Annotated in this window: 22 protein-coding genes and 1 other RNA gene; 17 read left to right on the forward strand and 6 right to left on the reverse strand. The window is 64.1% G+C overall.

Annotated features, from left to right (window positions below; genetic code table 11):
- The first annotated feature begins 8 nt into the window (after positions 1-8).
- From AC5O77_RS11840 to AC5O77_RS11880, 9 genes are all read left to right on the forward strand, one after another.
- Positions 9-650 carry a hypothetical protein gene (locus AC5O77_RS11840; RefSeq protein ID WP_180853669.1) on the forward strand — a complete coding sequence of 214 codons (642 nt, stop codon included), beginning with the start codon at positions 9-11 and terminating at the stop codon, positions 648-650.
- A complete protein-coding gene (locus tag AC5O77_RS11845; RefSeq protein ID WP_494506865.1) occupies positions 647-1,381 on the forward strand; it encodes a hypothetical protein in 735 nt (244 codons plus the stop codon). The genes AC5O77_RS11840 and AC5O77_RS11845 overlap by 4 nt, the downstream gene beginning before the upstream one ends.
- Complete coding sequence (locus tag AC5O77_RS11850; protein ID WP_494506866.1) at positions 1,378-2,622, forward strand: phage minor tail protein L; 1,245 nt, start codon at positions 1,378-1,380, stop codon at positions 2,620-2,622. Before AC5O77_RS11845 ends, AC5O77_RS11850 begins: the two co-directional genes overlap by 4 nt.
- 62 nt (positions 2,623-2,684) lie before the next feature.
- Positions 2,685-3,425 carry a C40 family peptidase gene (locus tag AC5O77_RS11855; protein ID WP_494506867.1) on the forward strand — a complete coding sequence of 247 codons (741 nt, stop codon included), beginning with the start codon at positions 2,685-2,687 and terminating at the stop codon, positions 3,423-3,425.
- Positions 3,418-4,002: a tail assembly protein gene (locus AC5O77_RS11860; protein WP_494506868.1), complete on the forward strand. Its 585-nt coding sequence runs from the start codon at positions 3,418-3,420 to the stop codon at positions 4,000-4,002. The genes AC5O77_RS11855 and AC5O77_RS11860 overlap by 8 nt, the downstream gene beginning before the upstream one ends.
- Positions 3,999-7,520 (forward strand): TipJ family phage tail tip protein, encoded by a 3,522-nt coding sequence (locus AC5O77_RS11865; RefSeq protein WP_494506869.1) that lies wholly within the window; start codon positions 3,999-4,001, stop codon positions 7,518-7,520. Before AC5O77_RS11860 ends, AC5O77_RS11865 begins: the two co-directional genes overlap by 4 nt.
- Complete coding sequence (locus AC5O77_RS11870; protein WP_414492407.1) at positions 7,520-7,909, forward strand: hypothetical protein; 390 nt, start codon at positions 7,520-7,522, stop codon at positions 7,907-7,909. The genes AC5O77_RS11865 and AC5O77_RS11870 overlap by 1 nt, the downstream gene beginning before the upstream one ends.
- Complete coding sequence (locus AC5O77_RS11875; RefSeq protein WP_478056769.1) at positions 7,909-8,652, forward strand: hypothetical protein; 744 nt, start codon at positions 7,909-7,911, stop codon at positions 8,650-8,652. Before AC5O77_RS11870 ends, AC5O77_RS11875 begins: the two co-directional genes overlap by 1 nt.
- 54 nt (positions 8,653-8,706) lie before the next feature.
- Positions 8,707-9,438 carry an SGNH/GDSL hydrolase family protein gene (locus tag AC5O77_RS11880; protein WP_111172989.1) on the forward strand — a complete coding sequence of 244 codons (732 nt, stop codon included), beginning with the start codon at positions 8,707-8,709 and terminating at the stop codon, positions 9,436-9,438.
- Positions 9,439-9,441: 3 nt separating this feature from the next.
- Here the strand turns inward: AC5O77_RS11880 and AC5O77_RS11885 are convergent, their stop codons facing one another.
- Positions 9,442-10,107 (reverse strand): SOS response-associated peptidase, encoded by a 666-nt coding sequence (locus tag AC5O77_RS11885; protein WP_494506875.1) that lies wholly within the window; start codon positions 10,105-10,107, stop codon positions 9,442-9,444.
- 78 nt (positions 10,108-10,185) lie between these two features.
- Between AC5O77_RS11885 and AC5O77_RS11890 the strand changes: the two genes are divergently transcribed.
- Together AC5O77_RS11890 and AC5O77_RS11895 are read left to right on the forward strand one after the other, a co-directional pair.
- Positions 10,186-10,731, forward strand: a complete 546-nt coding sequence (locus tag AC5O77_RS11890) for a hypothetical protein (RefSeq protein ID WP_494506870.1) — start codon at positions 10,186-10,188, stop codon at positions 10,729-10,731.
- A gap of 336 nt (positions 10,732-11,067) precedes the next feature.
- Positions 11,068-11,574, forward strand: coding sequence for a hypothetical protein (locus AC5O77_RS11895; RefSeq protein ID WP_494506871.1), 507 nt, complete (start codon positions 11,068-11,070; stop codon positions 11,572-11,574).
- Between the two features lie 3 nt (positions 11,575-11,577).
- Here the strand turns inward: AC5O77_RS11895 and AC5O77_RS11900 are convergent, their stop codons facing one another.
- Both AC5O77_RS11900 and ssrA read right to left on the reverse strand, forming a co-directional pair.
- Positions 11,578-12,786 carry a tyrosine-type recombinase/integrase gene (locus tag AC5O77_RS11900; RefSeq protein WP_494506872.1) on the reverse strand — a complete coding sequence of 403 codons (1,209 nt, stop codon included), beginning with the start codon at positions 12,784-12,786 and terminating at the stop codon, positions 11,578-11,580.
- Between the two features lie 156 nt (positions 12,787-12,942).
- Positions 12,943-13,335, reverse strand: a transfer-messenger RNA (tmRNA) gene (gene ssrA, locus AC5O77_RS11905).
- 510 nt (positions 13,336-13,845) lie between these two features.
- Here ssrA and AC5O77_RS11910 point away from each other — a divergent pair.
- Positions 13,846-14,277, forward strand: a complete 432-nt coding sequence (locus AC5O77_RS11910; protein WP_478057024.1) for a GNAT family N-acetyltransferase — start codon at positions 13,846-13,848, stop codon at positions 14,275-14,277.
- Between the two features lie 141 nt (positions 14,278-14,418).
- Positions 14,419-14,991 (forward strand): hypothetical protein, encoded by a 573-nt coding sequence (locus AC5O77_RS11915; protein ID WP_032128284.1) that lies wholly within the window; start codon positions 14,419-14,421, stop codon positions 14,989-14,991.
- Between the two features lie 161 nt (positions 14,992-15,152).
- On the opposite strand, the gene smpB is transcribed toward AC5O77_RS11915, so the two are convergent.
- A complete protein-coding gene (gene smpB, locus AC5O77_RS11920) occupies positions 15,153-15,656 on the reverse strand; it encodes an SsrA-binding protein SmpB (RefSeq protein ID WP_010484447.1) in 504 nt (167 codons plus the stop codon).
- A gap of 57 nt (positions 15,657-15,713) precedes the next feature.
- Here smpB and AC5O77_RS11925 point away from each other — a divergent pair, with 57 nt between their 5' ends.
- Together AC5O77_RS11925 and AC5O77_RS11930 are read left to right on the forward strand one after the other, a co-directional pair.
- The gene (locus tag AC5O77_RS11925; protein WP_010484449.1) at positions 15,714-16,139 is read left to right on the forward strand and encodes a type II toxin-antitoxin system RatA family toxin; all 426 of its coding nucleotides are present in this window, start codon (positions 15,714-15,716) and stop codon (positions 16,137-16,139) included.
- Between the two features lie 3 nt (positions 16,140-16,142).
- Positions 16,143-16,400, forward strand: a complete 258-nt coding sequence (locus AC5O77_RS11930) for an RnfH family protein (RefSeq protein WP_478057023.1) — start codon at positions 16,143-16,145, stop codon at positions 16,398-16,400.
- A gap of 36 nt (positions 16,401-16,436) precedes the next feature.
- Here the strand turns inward: AC5O77_RS11930 and AC5O77_RS11935 are convergent, their stop codons facing one another.
- Complete coding sequence (locus tag AC5O77_RS11935) at positions 16,437-16,829, reverse strand: outer membrane protein assembly factor BamE (protein WP_010484453.1); 393 nt, start codon at positions 16,827-16,829, stop codon at positions 16,437-16,439.
- A 103-nt stretch (positions 16,830-16,932) separates the two neighbouring features.
- On the opposite strand from AC5O77_RS11935, the gene fur reads away from it, so the two are divergent.
- Positions 16,933-17,340 carry a ferric iron uptake transcriptional regulator gene (gene fur, locus AC5O77_RS11940; RefSeq protein WP_005409235.1) on the forward strand — a complete coding sequence of 136 codons (408 nt, stop codon included), beginning with the start codon at positions 16,933-16,935 and terminating at the stop codon, positions 17,338-17,340.
- Between the two features lie 58 nt (positions 17,341-17,398).
- On the opposite strand, the gene AC5O77_RS11945 is transcribed toward fur, so the two are convergent.
- Entirely contained in the window at positions 17,399-18,643 is a 1,245-nt protein-coding gene (locus AC5O77_RS11945) for an SGNH/GDSL hydrolase family protein (protein WP_478057022.1), read from the reverse strand.
- A gap of 97 nt (positions 18,644-18,740) precedes the next feature.
- On the opposite strand from AC5O77_RS11945, the gene AC5O77_RS11950 reads away from it, so the two are divergent.
- Positions 18,741-19,626: LysR family transcriptional regulator (locus AC5O77_RS11950; RefSeq protein ID WP_494506873.1), on the forward strand; the 886-nt coding region annotated here is incomplete at its 3' end.

Below are 19,626 nucleotides of genomic sequence, written 5' to 3' on the forward strand. Positions count from 1 at the left end.
GGATCAACATGGCACGCCAAGTAATCGACACCACCACCGACCATGGAACCTACAAAGGCGACCCCGCAAAGGCGGCCTTTGAGAAGGCAAACGCCAACTTCGAGGAACTATACGCGCGCGGGTTTGCAGCATCAGGCGTGTACGCGGCGAGGCCGGCAGCGGCCCAGAACAAGGGACTAGGCTACTTCGCCACCGACGTGCAGGAGACTTACATTAGCGACGGGACTGCGTGGCGAGTGATGCCTAGCGGTGGCAGCGAGCTGGGATTCGCGCAGATGGGATCTGTCTTCAGCACCTCGTCCACAACCCTTGTCGATGTACCTGGCATGGCGGTCTCCTGCCGCGTTGGTGAGCGTCCCATCGTTGCGTCGTTTGGTGGACTGATGACTACGAGCGGAGACTTCTCCCGCCTCTATCTGCTGTGCGATGGCGTCAAAGTCGCCAACATCCTCAGCCCTAACCCTGTAGGCAAAGGAGGAGCCTCAGACCAGTACAACACTCGTTGGCGTGAGGCTCGCGTTGCGGGACTAACGCCGGGCAGGTCCTACTTATTCAAGCTCCAGCTGATGGTGCTTGGTACTGGCAATGCCAACCTCTACGGCAATGCCGCAGATGGCGACTACGCACATCTTCAGGTGAGGACCGCATGATCTGGACGGATACCGGCATCGGCAGGGCATTCGCGGGTGAGCGCGACGTTGTCGTGCGCTCAAAAGACTCAAAGGCCAGTTACCAAGGCGTGCTCTACGCACACGGTTCGGAGGGCGGCGACGGGGGGAGCTCGCAATGGATGGGAATTGGCACGCGCTGGCCTGTAATGCAGGCTGTGGGCGAGTCATGTCTCATGGTTTGCGCAGACCTTGGTGGAAATCAGACGTGGGGAAATGACAATGCGATATCCAGGATGACTTCGGCACGCACTTACTTGCGTGGGATTCCTGGTGTGAAGCAGGGGCGGATCAACATCCTTGCCCAGTCAATGGGTGCAACGACGGCGCTGGCATGGGCTGCAGCGAACCCAACTCTAGTAGGGCGGATCGTCCTCATGATTCCTGTGATCAACCTGGCGGACATCAGGGCCAATAGCAGCCTCTACAGGCCATATATCGATTCCGCGTACGGCGGCACCTACAACGAAGCGACACATGGTGCGACCCACAACCCGTTGACTATGGCTCAGTTGGGAAAGCTTGCTGGCGTTCCGATCCAAATGTGGTACGGAATCGGAGATACGCTCTGCAAGCCGGAGTACGCGGCGCAGTTTGCCAACGCCATCAGCACATGCGACCCAAGGCCAATATCTGGTGGGCACGCTGAGACCACGATCAGCGGCGTGGACCCTGACGCAGTGGCTGCATTCCTCGGAGTCGAGCGCCCATGATTACCGCTGATGCGCAACAGCTGGAGCCAGGTGGCCGCGTCACGGTCTACGAGCTGGACGCCAGCAGCTTCGGCGCCGACCAGCTGTTCTTCCACGCGCACCTGCAGTCGGGCGTGATCTGGTGGCAGGGGCAGGAGTACGGCGCCTGGCCGATTGAGGCGAGCGGCTTCGAGCGCACCAGCGACCAGCCGCCGAACCCGCGCCTGAAGGTCGGCAACCTCGATGGCCGGATCGCGGACATGTGCATGCTCTACGGCGACATGGTCGGGGCCAAGGTGATCCGCCGGCAGACGCTGGTGAAGTACCTGGATGGTCTGAATTTCCCCCCGTTACGGAATCAGGCACGGAACAGCAGTTTTGAGGTAAGCCCATCCACAAGCACCGCTCCCACCGGATGGGTTACTGAAACCACAATGTCGGCAATGTCGCTTCGCTACGTCCAATCCCCGCTTCCTGGCGGCGGGCGTGCACTGCGAATTGAGGCCACTGCAACAGCGGCAGGGCAATACATCGGGTTGGCGCTTCCCAACATCCTCGCCGACAAGCTGGAGATCGAGCCGGACACAGATTTCACGCTTTCAACCAATCTGCGAGGAAGCGCTGGCTGCGTGCTGCGCATGTACATACAGTGGGTCAATGCCAGCAATGCGGTGTTGGCTACCGCGACTCTCCCTGACGTAACCGCGACCGGACAGTGGATGCGGTTGTCGCTCACTGGTAGAACCACCCAACCGAGCGCAGTGCGCGCGCGCTTGTTCGTGGGCCGGATGTTCTCAGTCGCTGCGGGTGCTGTCGCTCTTGAACTGGACAACACGCAGTTTGAGAGGGGCGCGGTGGCAACCGAGTACCAGCTGACGGGGCTCGATCTGGACGCTAGCCGGAACCCCACCGCCGACCCCAACGAGCACTTCCTAGACGAGATCTGGTTCATCGAGCGCAAGGTCTCCGAGACGAAGGAAGTGGTCGAGTTCGAGCTGACCACTGCGATCGACCTCAACGGCGAGCAGCTGCCCGGTCGTCAGATCATCTCGGGCGTGTGCGGGTGGCTGATCAGGGGCGGCTACCGCGGCCCGTTCTGCGGCTACACCGGGCCGGCCGTGGCTGACGCCAATGATGTGCCGACCACCGACCCAGCACGGGACCAGTGCGGGGGCAGGGTGGGGAGCTGCAAGCTGCGCTTCGGCGCCGACAAGCCGCTGCCCTATGGCGGGTTCCCTGCCTCCGGCCTGCTGCGCACCTGATTCGCGCCACCATCGAGCAACCATCCAGCCCGCCATGTGCGGGCTTTTTCATGGGCGAAACCATGCAACAGAGCACCCTGCAGGCCATCCAGGCGCACGCCGTGGCCGAGTACCCGCGCGAGTGCTGCGGCCTGATCGTGGCCGGCGCCAATGGCGAGGCCTACATTCCCTGTCGCAACGTGGCCACTACGCCCAGCGAGCACTTCCGGCTGCCGGCTGAGGACTATGCCGACGCGGAAGACCAGGGCGAGGTGCTGGCCGTCGTGCACAGCCACCCGAATGCCTCTGCTGCCGCGTCCGACGCTGACCGGGTCATGTGCGAGGCCAGCGGCCTACCGTGGCACATCGTGAGCGTGGGCCAGTGCACCGGCGCAGAGCCGGAGTGTGGCGACCTGCAGACCATCGAGCCTTGTGGCTACGAGGCGCCGCTGGTTGGCCGCCAGTTCGCCCACGGGGTGCTGGACTGCTACACCCTGGTGCGCGACGTCTACGCCCGCGAGCTGGGCATCCAGCTCAGCCAGTACGAGCGCGAGGACGACTGGTGGGAGAAGGGCCAGGACCTCTACAGCCTGGACCGGCTGCGCGTCGAAGGCTTCGAGCAGATTGATGGCGAGCCCCAGCGCGGCGACATGGTGCTGATGCAGATCCGCTCGCCTGTGCCGAACCACGCCGGCGTCTACCTGGGCGACGGCCAGATGCTGCACCACATGCACGGCCGCCTGTCGGAGAAGGTGGTCTACGGCGGCATGTGGGCCGAGCGCACGCGCTACATCGTCCGGCACAAGGGGGCCCGTCATGGCTGAGCGCCTGCGCACCATCCGCCTATACGGCTTGCTGGGCGCTCGCTTCGGCCGCAAGTTCCGCCTGGCCGTCAGCAACCCCGCCGAGGCCGTGCGCGCGCTGTGCGTGCTGCTGCCGGGCTTCCAGCAGTACCTCATGGGCGCCAAGGCCAAGGGCATGGAGTTCGCCGTGTTCGTCGGGCGGCAGAACCTGTCCAAGGAGCAGCTGCACGATCCGCCCGGCGCTGACGACATTCGGATCGCTCCGGTGCTGGTGGGCTCGAAGCGCGGAGGCGTCCTGCAGACGATTCTCGGCATCGTGCTCATCGTGGTCGGCGTCTGGACCCAGAACTACCAGCTCGTCTTCCAGGGCGGCGTCATGGTGCTGGGCGGCGTTTCCCAGATGCTCGCACCACAGCCGAAAGGGCTTGGCGCCAAAGACAGTGCCGAGAACACCCCGAACTACAGCATGAACGGCGCCGTCAACACGCAGGCGCAGGGCAACCCTGTGTCTGTCGCCTATGGCGGCCACGACACCAAGGGAATGTTCGTGGGCTCGGCAGTGATCAGTGGCGGCATCTACGCAGAGGATCAGCAGTGAACGTAGCCATCAAGTATCAGCCCACGCAGCTGGCGCGTGCATGCTCGCCGGTGGCCATTGCCGGTGCTGGCGGCAAGGGGGGCGGTAACGCCCGCACGCCGGTCGAGACCCCCGACAGCCTGCACTCGATCTCTTACGCGAAGATCCTGGACCTGATCAGCGAGGGCGAGATCCGGGGCTTGGTGGCGGGCAATCAGTCCGTCTACCTCAACCAGGTTCCGATCCAGAACAGCGACGGCACCCTGAACTTTGCCGGCGTGCGCGTGGAAACCCGTGCAGGCACGCAGGACCAGGAGTACATCGCCGGATTCCCATCGGTCGAGAACGAGGTCCCGGTCGGGGTCGAGCTGCGCAGTAACGCACCTGTGGTCCGCACGGTCTCTGGTGCTGACCTGTCCGCCGTGCGCATTCGATTCAGCGTTCCTGCGCTGCAGCGGCAGAACACGGAAAACGGCGATACCGAAGGCTACGCGATCGAGTATGCGATCGATCTGTCGGTGAACGGCGGCGCGTTCAGCACGGTGCTCTCCAATGCGTTCCGTGGCAAGACCACCAGCGAGTACCAGCGCAGCCACCGCATTGATCTGCCGGCCGGCACCCAATGGCAGGTGCGCGTGCGCCGCCTGACGCCAAACGCGAACAGCTCGACCGTCGCCGACATCGTCATGGTCCAGTCGCTGACCGAGATCATCGACGCCAAGCTGCGGTATCCCAACTGTGCCCTCGCGGCGGTGCAGGTGGACGCGAGCGCCTTCCAGAACGTCCCCTCGCGTGCGTTCCAGATATGGGGTCGCATCATCCGTGTGCCGAGCAACTACGACCCGCGCACGCGTTCCTACAGCGGTGTCTGGGACGGCACCTTCAAGTCGGCATGGACCAACAACCCGGCCTGGGTGTTCTTCGACATCGTCACCAACGACCGTTTCGGCCTCGGCAATCGGATCCCGCTGGATTGGGTGGACAAGTGGCGGCTGTACGAGATCGCGCAGTACTGCGATCAGCTGGTCAGCGATGGTATGGGTGGGCAGGAGCCGCGCTTCACCTGCAGCCTGTACCTGCAGACCAGAGCCGATGCGTACAAGGTCCTGCAGGACATGGCCAGCATGTTCCGGGGCATCAGCTTCTATGCCGCTGGCCAGGTGATGGCCTCGGCGGACAAGCCGAAGGACCCGGTCTACACCTACAGCCAGGCCAATGTGGTCGATGGCCGGTTCACCTACGAGGGAAGTGCTCGCAAGGTCCGTCACACCGTGGCCTTGGTGTCCTGGATCGACCCGGACGACTTTGGCCGGCGGAAGGTTGAGCCGGTGCAGCTTCTGGATGGCATCGCCCGCTATGGCGTGAACCAGATCGAGGTCACCGCGTTGGGCTGCCATTCGAAGTCGCAGGCTCAGCGGGTGGGGAACCACATCCTCTACAGCGAGAACCTGGAGACGGAGACGGTCACCTTCGCGGTGGGCCTGGACGCGCTGAACTGCATGCCGGGCGACGTGATTCAGGTGGCTGACGCCAACCGCGCAGGCCGCCGGAATTCCGGCCGCGTCAGCGCCGCCACTGCCAACAGCCTGACGCTGGACGTGGTGCCGCCGACCATGGCCGTTGGCGACCTCCTGCGCGCCACGCTGCCGACTGGAAAGACCGAAGCGCGGACCATCAATGGGATCAACCCGACTACGCGCGTGGTGACCGTCTCGGCGCCGTTGAGCGCGGTGCCGGTGTCTCAGTCGATCTGGGCGACAGAGTCGACCGACCTGGTGCTGCAGCAGTTCCGTGTGCTGGGCATCGCCGAGGAAGAGGGCCTGACCTACCGCATCACTGCGCTGCAGCACCGGCCGGACAAGTTCGCTGCCATCGATGACGGGACCCGCCTGGAGCCGCCGCCGATCAGCGTCATTCCACCGAGCGTCCAGCCGCCGCCGGCCAACGTGCGCATGTCATCCCATGTGGTGATCGACCAGGGCATCGCCACGCCGGTGCTGACCATTGAATGGGATGTGGCCGACAAGGCCATCGCCTATGACGTGGAGTGGCGCCGGGACGACCTGAACTGGGTACGTGCGGGCAGGGTAGGGACCACCAGCTGCGAGGTGCGGGGCATCTATGCCGGCAAGTACCTGGCCAGGGTACGCGCGGTTAATGCGCTCAACGCGGTTTCGCAGCCGACGCTGAGCATGCTCACGGACATCAAGGGCAAGACCGAGCCGCCGCCGGCGCTGACCTCGCTGACCGCCACGCCGGTGGTGTTCGGCATCCAGCTGGCTTGGGGCTTCCCGCCTGGCGCCACCGACACCGAGCGCACCGAGATCTGGCGCAGCACTGGCCCGAATCGCGAGAACGCCACGAAGTTCGCAGACTTCGCCTATCCGCAGAACCGCTACCAGCTGGACGGCCTGGCCGCCGGTGCGCGGTTCTACTTCTGGGGCCGCCTGGTGGACAAGAGCGGCAACATCGGGCCGTGGTATCCGGCCGGTGCTGGCGTCATGGGCGAGGCGAGCACCAACCAGTCGGACTACGACGCGTACTTCTCGGGGAAGATCAGCGAGAGCGCGTTGGGCCAAGACCTTCTGGCCAAGATTGAAAGCATCGACCAGATCGTGCCGCTGATCTGGGAGGCGGGTGCTACCTACGAGCCCGGCGAGACTGTTGTCTACAACGGCAAGATCTGGTTGTGGAACGACAACGCGCCGGGCAATGAGGAGCCGCCGGGCACGAAGTGGAAGGACGTGGGCGACGCGATCGCTCAGGCAGGCGCGGTGGTTGGCCGGGTAAACACCCTGGAGCTGCAGGTCAACGATCCGGAGACCGGCCTGCAGGCCATTGGCCAGAAGACCGACGGCTTGTTCGCGCAGCTCGATGTGCAGGCTGCCGGTGACAGTGATTGGGGTGCAGGTGACGCCACGGTGTTCGCTGGAACGCTCACCATCCAGACGGTCATTGCTGAGGGCGACTACGCCCTGGCGCGCCGGCAGGAAACAGTTGAGGCGAGCGTTGGCGAAACTCAGGCGATCGTGCAGCAGACCTCTCAGGCCGTCGTGGACATGGATGGTCGGATCAGCGCGTCGTGGAGCTTGAAGCTACAGGTCGCGGCCAACGGTCAGTACTACGCCGCCGGAATGGGCATCGGCATCGAGAACCAGCCGGATGGCAGCTACCAGAGCCAGATCCTGTTCCAGGCCGATCGCTTGGCGCTTATCAACCTGGTGAACGGGCAGGTGACCACGCCGTTCGTGATCCAGGGCGGCCAGACGTTCATCAGCCAGGCGCTGATCGGAACGGCGTGGATCAAGAGCGCCAACATCGAAGATGCCGCGATCACCAACGCGAAGATCAGCGGGGTAATTCAGTCGGATGACTACGTGCAGGGGAAGACCGGCTGGCGGATCAACAAGGCTGCAGGTGGTGGGTTTGAGTTCAATGGCACTGTCGCAGGCGGATACCGGCTGAACATCACCAACCAGGGCGTTTACGTCTACTACCCGAACGGGGTCCCTGCGGTCGAACTTGGAGTGCTGCTGTAATGGCCGACGTGGGTCTGCGTGTTCGCAACGAGAGCGGGTATGTGGAGACCTCGGTCACCACCAAGCTGTCGAAGATGATCGGGTCCTACAGGTTTCCGCTCTACAACCCGGTGAACTCCAACAACAAATGGGTGGCACCGCCTGAAGCGAACGGGGGGCTCGTCGTCAACGACTTTTCTGGTGGCGAGCCCTTCTACTACTTCACCTGCGAGGGTCAGCGATCGGTTTACGGCATGCTGGTTCCATCGGTGACCATCTCGGGCAACACCATCAACTGGTCCTGGGATCCTGACGTGGTGAACTTCCACGTCAGGATGGAGATGTTCCCGAGCAAGCCCACTACGGAAACTGTCGGCGGCATCACCCTCCACTATGGAATCTACAGCTGATGGCGATCGGGCTACGCGTGCGCAACCAAGGGACCGGACAGATCCAGATCGGTGCGGGCTATCGAAACCTGCAGTTGGCTAAGTCGGGAACCCTCGATACTGGTTCCTTTCAGGGCAGCTCAACCGGGGGCTCACCGCCGTTTGCATCTTCGTCCAACTATGGGCTTCTGGAGAGAACTGCCGGAACAACGAAACTCCATGTAGTCAGGTACATCAATGACAGCGTCGCGTTCATCACCGGGTTCTCTATTGTCCAGTCGGGTGTGACCAGTTACGTGTTTGCAGCGAATAATGCTCCGAACAAGACGTTGGAGTACTACACGTTCGACGCAACCGAGCGCGCTGCTTCCGGACCGGTTGGGCTGCGCATGCGCGGAGAGGATGGATCAGTCTTCTATGACTCGAGGCGGAAGGGGTTGCGCGTGCTGCAGGTTGTGCCGCTCCCGCAGCCGCCGGTCAATACGCCGTTCGTTGAGGTCGGCCAGTTCTTCCCTGGCACCAAGATTGGCATCGCCATCCCATCTCCCAGGTTCTATTACGCATCGATATCCCAGGACCGGTGTACTGCCTACGCCGATGCTTTCCACATGACGAGCGACAATAGAGTCTTCATGTCGAAGCATGAGACGTTCTCGCAGACCCTGATCACCAACACCTTCCCGGTCGGCGGCGTGACTATGGGCCCTCAGAACGCCACGATCTTCATCGTGGACCTGACAGAGGTGCCGCTGGGGTTCGGCTGAGTACGCTAGGTTTACCAAGATCACAGCCGCGAGCAGTTGCTGTATCGTTGCGCCATGAAGACCGTGGCCTCGATCGCTGCCGCCTTGTTCGTGGCAGTCTCAACCCTAAGCTGTCGTGCTGAGTCTCTTGCGGTTCCATTGGCGCATGAAGGCGAAGCCAGTCGATGCATCGCAGCTGTCGTCAAGGATATGAAGGTGGCCTGGCCGGGCAACCAGACCATCAACATCGTCGCGTTCGGTCATAGCGTACCGGCGGGCTATGCGATTACCCCCGAGGTTCGAAAGAAGGACGCCTATCCTAGGCTGCTCGAAGACGCCCTGGCCGATCGATATCCGCATGCCGTGTTGAATGTCATCACCTCTGGTGTAGGTGGGCAGAATTCAACGCAGGGCCTGGCTCGCTTTCAGCGAGATGTGCTAGATCACCACCCGCGCGTGGTGCTCATCGATTTTGCGTTGAATGACCGACCGCTGGGTGTTGAGGTGGCTAAAGGCAATCTGACCAAGATCGTCGATGGTGTGCGTTCTGCGGGGGCGTGCCCAGTACTACTGACGCCGACATGGGATGAGCAGGCATCTCCGAACCAGCCCGGCGACGCACTGGGTGAGCAGGCCGCCATGATCCGTGGGTTGGCAAAGCAGCTGGACGTGCCGTTGGCAGACAGCCTTGCTGCTTTCGCCGCCTACAGGGGGGATCGGCACTTGTTGATGGCGCAGTTCAACCATCCGAACAAGGAGGGGCACAAGATCGTGCTTTCGCAGATCATGCCCTTGTTTGAGAAGTGAAGGCTAAGCAACCTGCTGCAGCAGGTCCTCGCGGTTGTTCCGCGGCGTGTTCACCGCGCGGCTGACGCGGTAGGCCTCCATCGCCGGTGGCTCGCTGGCCAGCAGCATGGCCATGGCGTCGTCGGGGCTGGCGGCGATCCACTCATCGATCTGGCCGGCCTGCAGCCACACCGGCATGCGGTCGTGGATGTCGGCCGAGACGCCGCTGCTGTCGCCGGTGATGATGGTAAAGGTGCCCAGGTTGCCGTCCGGCAGCAGGGGGCTGGTGTCCTCCCACAGGCCGGCGGCCAGCAGCGGCCCGGTGGCGTGGATGAACCACGGGTCTTTCTTCTCGTCGATCGGGCTCACCGACCATTCGAAGTAGCCGGCCATGGGGATCACACAGCGGCGTTTCTTGAACGCCGCCCGGAAGGCGGGCTTGGTGGCCACCGTCTCGATCCGGGCATTGATGGTCGAGCCCTGCAGGCCCTTGGCCTTCGCCCAGAACGGCAGCAGGCCCCACGCCAGCCGGGTGACCTGCCGGCCTTCGCCGCGGTCCAGAATCACCGATGCGCGCTGCGTCGGCGCCAAGTTGTAGCTGGGCTGGATCTCGGCCAGGCCGGGGGCAAGGTCAGCCAGCCCCGGCTGGCCGAAGTCGATTACGGGGAGCTGGACGAATCGGCCGCACATATGGAGCATGTACCCTCACGGCTGTGACGCCACTGACAATTCCGGGTAGCTATGGGGACGGAGAAGTTCAAGCCATACATGGAATTCACCGCACAGGGAAAAGCCTACGAAGCCCTGATGTTGATGATTTCGCAGCTGGAGAAGAGGGCACATTCGCCAGCGGAACTACTGCCGGTCGTGGTGTTTATGGCTTTCACCGTGGAGGCGTATCTAAACTCCTTGGGCGCCAGGAACATTGAGTTCTGGGATCAGATCGAGCGCATCCCCTGGAGGAAGAAGGTCGAAGTTCTGCATTTGCATGCAGGCAAGGAATTTGATTGGGGAAGCAAGCCTTTACAGTACGCCAATCAGCTCTTCACGCTTCGCGACAAATTGGCCCATGGGAAGCCTGAGGTAATCGAGGGGCCTGTCTGTGCAACTCGTCAAGAAGCCGAGGAAAAGCTCCTTGTGGAGATGGTGAATCCGCCTTGGTTGAACACGCTGGCTGGTGGGTGGCTTGGAGGCGCTAGGGATAGGTTCCGGGGGCTAATGAATCACCTATCCGGTCTCTATGGTCTCTCCCCTGCTGATCACCAGCTGCATTCCCAAGGGCGCTTTGAGACGATTCATCCGGAGGCGGAATAGGCTTCGAACGTTGCCTCGGGCTCTTTCAGAGCTTCCTACCTTCCCGACATGTAGGTCCAGCCCGACCCAACAGAGCGAAGTTGCCCGATGGTGTCAGCCGGGGAGGTCGGGCATCCTCACTGCGCCGGATCCGGGGCCGCAGGCAGCTCAACCCGGGGGCGCGTGAGCAGCGCCATGCCGGCACAGAGTCGAGTCAGGCTCGACTCTCCGATTCGGGCAAATTGACGATTTCGTCAAATCGCCGATGCAGCGCTTAACAACTCCTTCCTCGAACGATTCAGGCAGGTCCCTGCCGCGTTCGCAGGATCTGCGACGGCCGGCCGTATCCTTCCGGCCATGATCTCCTCCACCTACCAAGGCTTCCGCACCGCGCCAATCCCGTCTGGCTGGGTCCAGACCGGCGAGCGCTGGGCGCTCTGGTACAACGGCCGGGAAACGGCGAACGTCACGTTCGATGGCGGTCCTGGCGTCCGGCTGTGGATGGAAGGCCAGAAGATGTGGCACACCAAGGAAGCGCGCGCCGCCAACGTCCGACAGGCGAAGCGCTACGCGGAGCGCTGGTGCGCGGCCAGGCTCTATCCCGATCTGCCCCTTCGCGAGGCCGTCGCCCGGCTGACCGACAGCACCCCGATCCAGCCGCCGCCGCCACTGCCCGGACTGCCGCCAACCCGTGAGCAGCAGCAACAAGCTCGGCGCCTGGCCGAGGCCGGGGCGAAGGAGATCGAGCGGATCAAGGAAGCGCTGGAGCCGCGCCGACCGCCGAAGGAGACCAAGCCCCGCCCGAAGGACGCGCGCAAGGCGTGGATGAGGGCAGGGCTGCAGCAGATGCGGCGGGGCGTGTAGACGTCAGGCGACCCGCAGCTGCACCACGTTGCCATCGCGCAGCCGGTCCAGGTAGTCCGCCCACTCCTGCATCATCCGAACCCGCTCATCGAGGTGGGTCGTGCGGTTGTAGGCACGGCCGTTCAGATCCTTCACTTCATGGGCCAGCTGGTGCTCGATGATGTCGGGGCGGAACTTCAGGACCTCGTCCAGGATGGTGCGCGCTGTCGCGCGGAAGCCGTGCCCAGTGACCGTTCCCGACTCGAACCCCATTCTGCGCAGAGCCGCAGTCACTGCGTTCTCTGACATCGGCCGTGCTTTGGAACGAGCCGAGGGGAAGACGTACTTTCCCCGCCCGGTGAGCGGTTTGATTTCCTCCAGAATCGCGAGAGCCTGCGCCGACAGCGGAACAATGTGCGGCCGGCGCATCTTCATCCTTCCCTTGGGGATCGTCCATATCCGCTCTTCGAGGTCGAAATCCGCCCACTCGGCCTGCCGTAGCTCGCCAGGACGCAGAAACAGCATTGGAGCGAGGCGGAGGGCCATCCGAACCGTCAGCGTTCCAGAGTAGCCATACATAGCGCGCAGCAGGGGCGCCAGTTCGACGGGCTCGGTAACCGCGGCGTAGTGATTCTCTGGCGAGGGGGTAAGAGCGCCGCGCAGGTCCGCAACCGGGTCGCGCTTCGCCCTGCCGGTGGCGATGGCGTACCGCATCACCTGGCTGCAGTTCTGCATGATTCGGTGCGCCGATTCGATGGCGCCGCGGGCCTCAACGCGCCGAGCGACCGACAGGAAATCCGTCGCTTCCAGCTCTGCCGCTGGTCGGCTTCCGACCCACGGAAACACGTCATTGGCGAACCATGCTTCGACCTTGATGCGGTACTTCGGCACCCAATCGCGCTTGGCCAGCCATTCCCGTGCAATGACCTCGAACGTGTTGGCTCCCAGTTCCGCCCGAGCCACGGCTGCCGCCTTCTTGTGCTCGCCCGGATCCACCCCGCGCGCCAGCAGCTGCCGCGCGTCGTCCCGCCGCTGCCGGGCGAGAGCCAGGGTCACGACTGGGTATACGCCCAATGCGAGCCGCTTCTCCTTCCCGTCGAAGCGATACTTCAGCCGCCACCAGCGGCTGTCCTTGGGCGAGATCTCCAGGTACAGGCCGCCGCCATCGAAGATCTTCTGCGTGCGGTCCGTTGCTTTGGCCTTGCGAATGGCCAGATCGGTCAGTGGGGGCATGTGTCTTTCAGGTCCGGGCGGATGCCCCAAAATATGCCCCCACCGTCTCACGGCCTGCAACGAACTGACGCGAACTAGGCCGGAAAGTAAAAAAGCCCGGAAACCCTTGTGATGCGGGGGTTTCCGGGCTTCTCCGGTCCTTGACGAACCGTTCGTTGGTGGAGGTGGGCGGAATTGAACCGCCGTCCGAAGGCACTCCATCCCCAGCACTACATGCTTAGCTCACCGTTGAATCTCATCCCCGAGCAGCACGGTGTGCAAAGCGCACCCGGGAACCAGCCTGTTGTGTTCTAGTGCCGGACTGACAGGCAGCCGCCCAGCGCGATTCCATGATAATGACTCTACGCTGCGAGCATGGACACAAGCAGTTTCGAGGCTCCGCCTAAGTCGGCAGAAGGTCACGCACCGCAGTTTTTAGGCTGCGAGAGCGACCGGAGCGTAGTTGTCGTCGTTGGCAACTAGAGTTTTGCAGCTGGATTTACGAGGAAAGCTACCCCCTCGGCATGCGCCAGGCGACTTCACAACCCCCGTCGAAACCAATGCACCCCCGGTTTCTTCAAGCATTGCAAGGCTTTGGGGCCAATACCGTCATAAAAGCTGACACTGACCCTGCCCAACGAGACGGATCTTACGGCAATCTTCCTGAACAGTCACGCGGGTGAGCGTCCGGCTCCCCGCTGATTGACACGTTGCGATCCCTTTGGGCGCCGTGCTCGAATTTCCGGACACCACTCCACGGGGGGCTCATGGCCATTTCCGTGAGCCCCGGCAAGTGGGGACAGTGCCGGATCGGGCAAGAGGTGCGCGGTGGCATGCTGTCGGCTGAATCGTCCTGGTACATCCAGCCACACGCAGATCGTGCGGCGAAGGCCCTCGCGGCTGCATTCCCAGTAACAGGTCCTGCACCAAGGCTGCAGGCCGATCTGTTGTTGAAGGCAGAGGCATCGGTCTGTGCTCAAGACGGGCCGCAATAGCGCCAAACGCTGAAGCGGGCCGGCGTAGGTGCGATCAGGCTTGATAGCATCCAGATTCCTGAAGCGGAGCCAGTGGAAGGACGCCATGACGCTAGACGTTGCAGTAACAGATGAACCCAGCGACGAAGCGCTGGAGGTGATTGGCACTGGCTTGGATCAGTTCAATCTTGACGCTGCGGGTTACGCCGATCGGCGCACACTGGCGGTGCTGGCCACCGATCCGGCCAGTGGCGAGGTGGTAGGGGGTCTCACCGGGCGAACCTCACTGGGCCTGTGGTTCGTGGATCTGTTCCATCTGCCAGCGGCCCATCGCGGCAACGGGCTGGGGTCGCGTGTGCTGAAGGCCGCAGAGGATGAAGCGCGGCGTCGCGGTTGCCGTTCCGGCGTGCTGTACACCCTCAGCTTCCAGGCGCCCGACTTCTATGTGAAGCATGGATGGGTCGTGTTCGGCCGGGTGCCATGCGATCCGGTCGGCACATGCAGGGTGTTCCTCAGCAAGGATCTGTCGGCGGGGTGAGCGCTGCGGGCGAGCCGCGCGTCCTGTCAATCCGCAACTTGTTGTAGAGCGTCTGTCATAGCGGATTGCTAACTTCGTGGGCACGAATTTGCGACACACTGGCGATGACCATCCGAGCCAGGACAGACACGGAGACCACGGGTGACCGATGCAAGCCAACAACGCAGCCTGCGGCAGCTGATCGGGCCGGTCGGTGCCGACTACCAGCGGCGTGCGTTGCCGCCGGGCTGGGTCTGGGCGGTGCTGGCGGTGCTGCTGGCGGCCACCTGGGTGACGGAGTTGCCGGCCACGGCAGCTGCGGCACTGGTCGCCAGCGCGGTGGTGGTGCACTGGTCGCAGCGCGGCCGCATCCATTGGCTGGGGTGGCGCCTGCCGGGTCTGGCAGTGCTGGCCGCCCTGCTGTGGGGGCCGGAAGTGCTGTCGCAGTGGTTCGAGCACGGGCTGGCTGTGGTGCTGATGTCGCTGGCCAGTCTCAGCATCGGCGTGCATGTGTGGCAGTCGCGACAGATGGCGCGCCAGCTGCAGGGCGCGGCCGATGCACTGGACGACGCCCAGTTGCTGGCGTTGCTGCCGGCTGATGCCGCGAACCTGGCCCAACAGTGGCGCTTGGGCGATGACCGTTACGCACCGGAGCTGGCGGTAGTGATGCACCTGGCGGTGATGCACGCGGCGCTGTCGCCGCGGATGCGCAGGCAGGGCATGCTGGCGGGGTGACCCGCCTTTTGTAGAGTCGAGCCATGCTCGACTGCTTTTCTTACCGAAGCCGAGCATGGCTCGGCTCTACAGAAAGCCAAGGCAGCCGAGCATGGCTCGGCTCTACAGAAAGCCAAGGCAGCCGAGCATGGCTCGGCTCTACATGGTCATGTGCAACGGCCTTACGCGTCGCGGTTCCCGCGACGCATCACACGCTGCTTCTCGATCGCCCAGTCACGGTCCTTGGCGGCATCGCGCTTGTCGTGGGTCTGCTTGCCCTTGGCCAGCGCGACTTCGAGCTTGATCTTGTTCTTGCTCCAGTACATCGCGGTGGGCACGATCGTGTAGCCATCGCGCTCGACCTTGCCGACCAGCTTGTCGATCTCGCTCCGGTGCAGCAGCAGCTTGCGATCGCGCCGGTCGTTGGCCACGACATGGGTCGAGGCCTGGATCAACGGAGTGATCTGCGCGCCGATCAGGAAGATCTCACCATCCTTCACGTAGGCGTAGGCGTCGACGATGTTGCCGCGGCCAGCACGGATCGATTTCACCTCCCAGCCCTGCAGGGCCAGGCCGGCTTCGAAGCGGTCTTCGATGTGGTACTCGTGGCGGGCACGCTTGTTCAACGCGATGGTTTTGTTGGCCGTCGCGCTCTTTGCTTTATCCTTGCCGCTGTTCTTGCTCATTTCCGTATTGTCTCCGATTCGGGCCCGCCCGGTCGATTGCCGAAACGTCCTGTATTCATGCCTACTATCCGCCGCAGCGCCCTGGTCGAACATTCGGCCGCGCGCATGTTCGACCTGGTCAATGATGTCCAGGCCTATCCGCGCCGTTTCCGCTGGTGTTCGGCTGCCCAGATCCTGGAGCAGGGCGAGGACCGGCTGGTAGCGCGCCTGGACCTGGGCCTGGGCTCGTTCAGCACCTGGTTCCAGACTGAAAACACACTGCAGCGCCCGCACAGCATCGATATGCAGCTGCGCGATGGCCCGTTCAAGCAGCTGCACGGCCGCTGGGAGTTCCATGCGCTGGCCGAAGATGCCTGCAAGGTCACCCTGACCCTGGACTTCGAGCCCAGTTCGCGCCTGCTCGGTCCGGCGCTGGCATTGGGCTTCCAGAGCCTGGCCGACCGCATGGTCAACGACTTCATCCGCGTTGCCGACGAGGCCTGAGCGATGATCGAGGTCGAGGTGGTGCTGGCCTGGCCGCAGCGGGTGCTTTCGCGCCGGTTGCAGCTGGACGAGGGCGCGACCGTGGCCGAGGCCATTGCCGCTGCTGCGCTGGAAGGCAGTGCCGACTGCCCGGCGGCGGCCGTGCATGGGCTGCTGGCGCGCCCGCAGCAGTTGCTGCTGGATGGCGACCGCATCGAGCTGCTACGCCCGTTGCAGGCCGACCCCAAGGACAACCGCCGGCGTCGCGCGCTCGGCGGTTGATTCCTGTCGCCCGTCCGCGAGGACGGGCAGGGGGCGTCAGCGACCCTTCTTCTTCTTGTCCTTCGGCAGATTGCGGCCGAACTGGCGCACGGTCTGCTGGGCCAGGGCCTTGTCGTTACCCGGGAAGTAATCGCCTTCCCAGCGGGTCACGTTGTCATTGTCGAAGAACACGGTGAAGTTCTTCACCTCGGTACGGCCCAGGCGGTTCACGCGCTGGCTGGAGGTGTAGTCCCAGCGCTGGGCGTGGAACGGGTCCGGAATGGACGGGGTGCCCAGCAGCGCAGTGACCTGCTGCTTGCTCTGCCCGACCTGCAGCTTGGCCACGGCATCTTCCCGGATCAGGTTGCCCTGATAGATGGGTTGCTTGTAGATGATGCCGCACCCGGTGGTGGACAGGGCGACGGCGGCGACCAACAGGAGATTGCGCATCGGGACTGGCGGTTGGGGAAATCAAACCGATGATACACTCCCGGCGTGCCACCGCGACCCAATCCGAGGCAGCTGGCGCTAAATCGCCAATGAACGGAGACCTATGGAAACCCACGACCTGCGAAAAGTCGGCCTGAAGGTGACCCATCCACGGATGCGGATCCTGGCGCTGCTTGAACAGCGCAATGCCCAGCACCACATGACCGCCGAAGACATCTACCGCCAGCTGCTCGAGCATGGCGACGAGATCGGCCTGGCGACGGTCTACCGGGTGCTGACCCAGTTCGAGGCCGCCGGCCTCGTGCTCAAGCACAATTTCGAAGGCGGCCAGGCCGTCTACGAGCTGGACCGTGGCGGCCACCACGACCATATGGTCGACGTGGACAGCGGCAAGATCATCGAGTTCGAAAGCCACGAGATCGAGGAGCTGCAGCGCAAGATCGCCGCAGACCACGGCTATGAGCTGGAAGAGCACTCGCTGGTGCTGTACGTGCGCAAGAAGCGCAAGTAAGCCGTTCGGGCCAGCTGTATGCGACGAAACCCCGGGCCTTCCCGGGGTTTTTCGTTGCTTACGGCAGATCCGCGCCATGTGTGAGGGGCCCCATCAACACCTCCAGATCCACCGCCTCGGCCATGGCCCGGTTACCCGCATCGCCCGGATGCAGGTGGTCGCCGGAGTCGTAGGCGGCGGCCATCCGTGACGGATCGGCCGGGTCGCGCAGCGCCGCATCCAGGTCGATCACCGCATCGAACGGGCTGTCGCTGCGCAGCCAGGCATTGAGCTGTTGGCGCAGGGCCTCCTTGTCCGGCTGGTAGTAGTCGTCCAGCGGCGTGCCGGGCAGGGCGCCGGCGAACGGCGTCAGGGTGGCGCCGAGGATGCGTAGACCCCGCCGATGGGCCTGCTCGGCCAGGGTGCGATACCCCGCCTGCAGTTCGGCCAGCGTGGGCCGGGCCTGGTTCCGGGCGAAGGCGGTGCCGGGCCAGCTGATGTCATTGATGCCGATCAGCACGACTACGCTGACCACGCCTGGTTGATCCAGCACGTCACGCCGGAAGCGGGCCAGGGCGGATTCGCCCATGCCATCGCGCAGCAGCCGCCCCCCGGAAATACCGGCGTTGACCACGGCAACGCCCCGCGGTGCCAGGCGCGCCGCCAGATGGTCGGTCCAGCGCTGGTCCTGATCGAGGCTGGCGGTGGCGCCGTCGGTAATCGAGTCGCCGATCACCACCACGCTGCGTGCGCTGGCCGCCGCCTCGACCTCGATGCCAGCCAGGAACAGGCGGGCAGTGGTGCTGCTGGCCCCGCTCAGAGCCTGGGTCTGGCTCTGGTCGCCGGGCGCAATCCAACTGGTCTGCCGACCCTCCCAGTGGAACGTCTGCACGGGCGTCGGCCCCGGCACAAAGACACTGATCTGCAACGCCTGGTGGTCATCCGTGGCCAGTGGCAGCGGATCGCTCAGCCGTTCCTGACCGGGCTCGATCGATACGCCGGGCTGGCCGTCGAAACTGAGCGGCTGCGGGGTGACACCCGCGTGTGCGGCCACGCCGGCCGCCCCGATCCGCAGCGGCTGGGTGCCGTAGGCATTGCTCAGCCGCACCCGCAGCCGGGGCCCGCCCAGGCTGATGCGCGCGGTCTGGCGGAAGGTCTGGTCCTGCAGCGTGGCCGGGACCAGGGTCGGGAACAGGAAATCGGCGCCCCAGACCGGTTGCGGACTGGCCTGCCAGCTGGCAACCCAGTGCGGGGCCGGGGTGGCGCTGGCTGCGCTGGACAGGGCGATCAAGGCGGTCGCGGTGAGCTGGCTGAGGCGGTTCATCGGGCAATCCCGGGGGGAGGGAGGGCCATGGTGATTCTCCGTCGATCTGTGAACTAGACTGCGCATGGATAATCATCTGTGAACTGGATTCATCGCCATGGCGCGACCCGACATCAACCGATCCGGCGAACTGGAAGTGTTCGTGCGGGTGATCGAGACCGGTGGCTTCTCCGCCGCGGCCCGTACCCTGGACATGACGCCGTCGGCAGTCAGCAAGCTGGTAGCCCGGCTGGAGCAACGGCTGGGTACGCGCCTGCTGCAGCGCTCCACCCGCCAGCTGCAGCTGACCCCGGAAGGCTGCGCGTTCTACGAGCGCGGCCTGCGCGTGCTGGCCGACCTGGAGGAGGCCGAGCGCTGCGCCAGCGCCCATGCCGAGCCGCGCGGACGCCTGCGGGTCAATTCCAACGTGCCGTTCGGCCAGCATTTCCTGTTGCCGCTGCTGCCGGCATTCCTGGAGCGCAATCCGCAGGTGGGGGTGGATCTGACCTTGAACGACGAGGTGATCGACCTGCTTGAGCAGCGCACCGACGTGGCGGTGCGGGCCGGCCCGCTGAAGAGTTCCAGCCTGGTGGCGCGACGGCTGGGTGCGACGCGGATGATGATCGTGGCCGCGCCAGCCTACGCGCAGCGGCATGGACTGCCGCGCAACGCTGAGGAGCTGATGTCGCACAACCGTCTGGACATCGGCCATGCGCGTGCGATGCAGGGCTGGCCGCTGCTGCAGGACGGTCGCGAGCGCATGCTGCTGCCCAGTGGCAATGCCCGCGCCAGCAACGGCAACGCGCTGCGGCAGCTGGTGCTGGGCGGGTTGGGCATGGCGCGGCTGGCGACCTACCAGGTGCAGGAGGACATCGCCGCCGGACGCCTGTTGCCGGTGCTGGAGGAGGCCAACCCCGGTGACCTGGAAGAGGTGCACGCGGTGTTCCTGGGGCAGGGCGGCTACCTGCCGCTGAGGGTGCGTGCGCTGTCTCTTATACACATCT

The organism is Stenotrophomonas sp. INTA L402-1 (assembly GCF_059295135.1).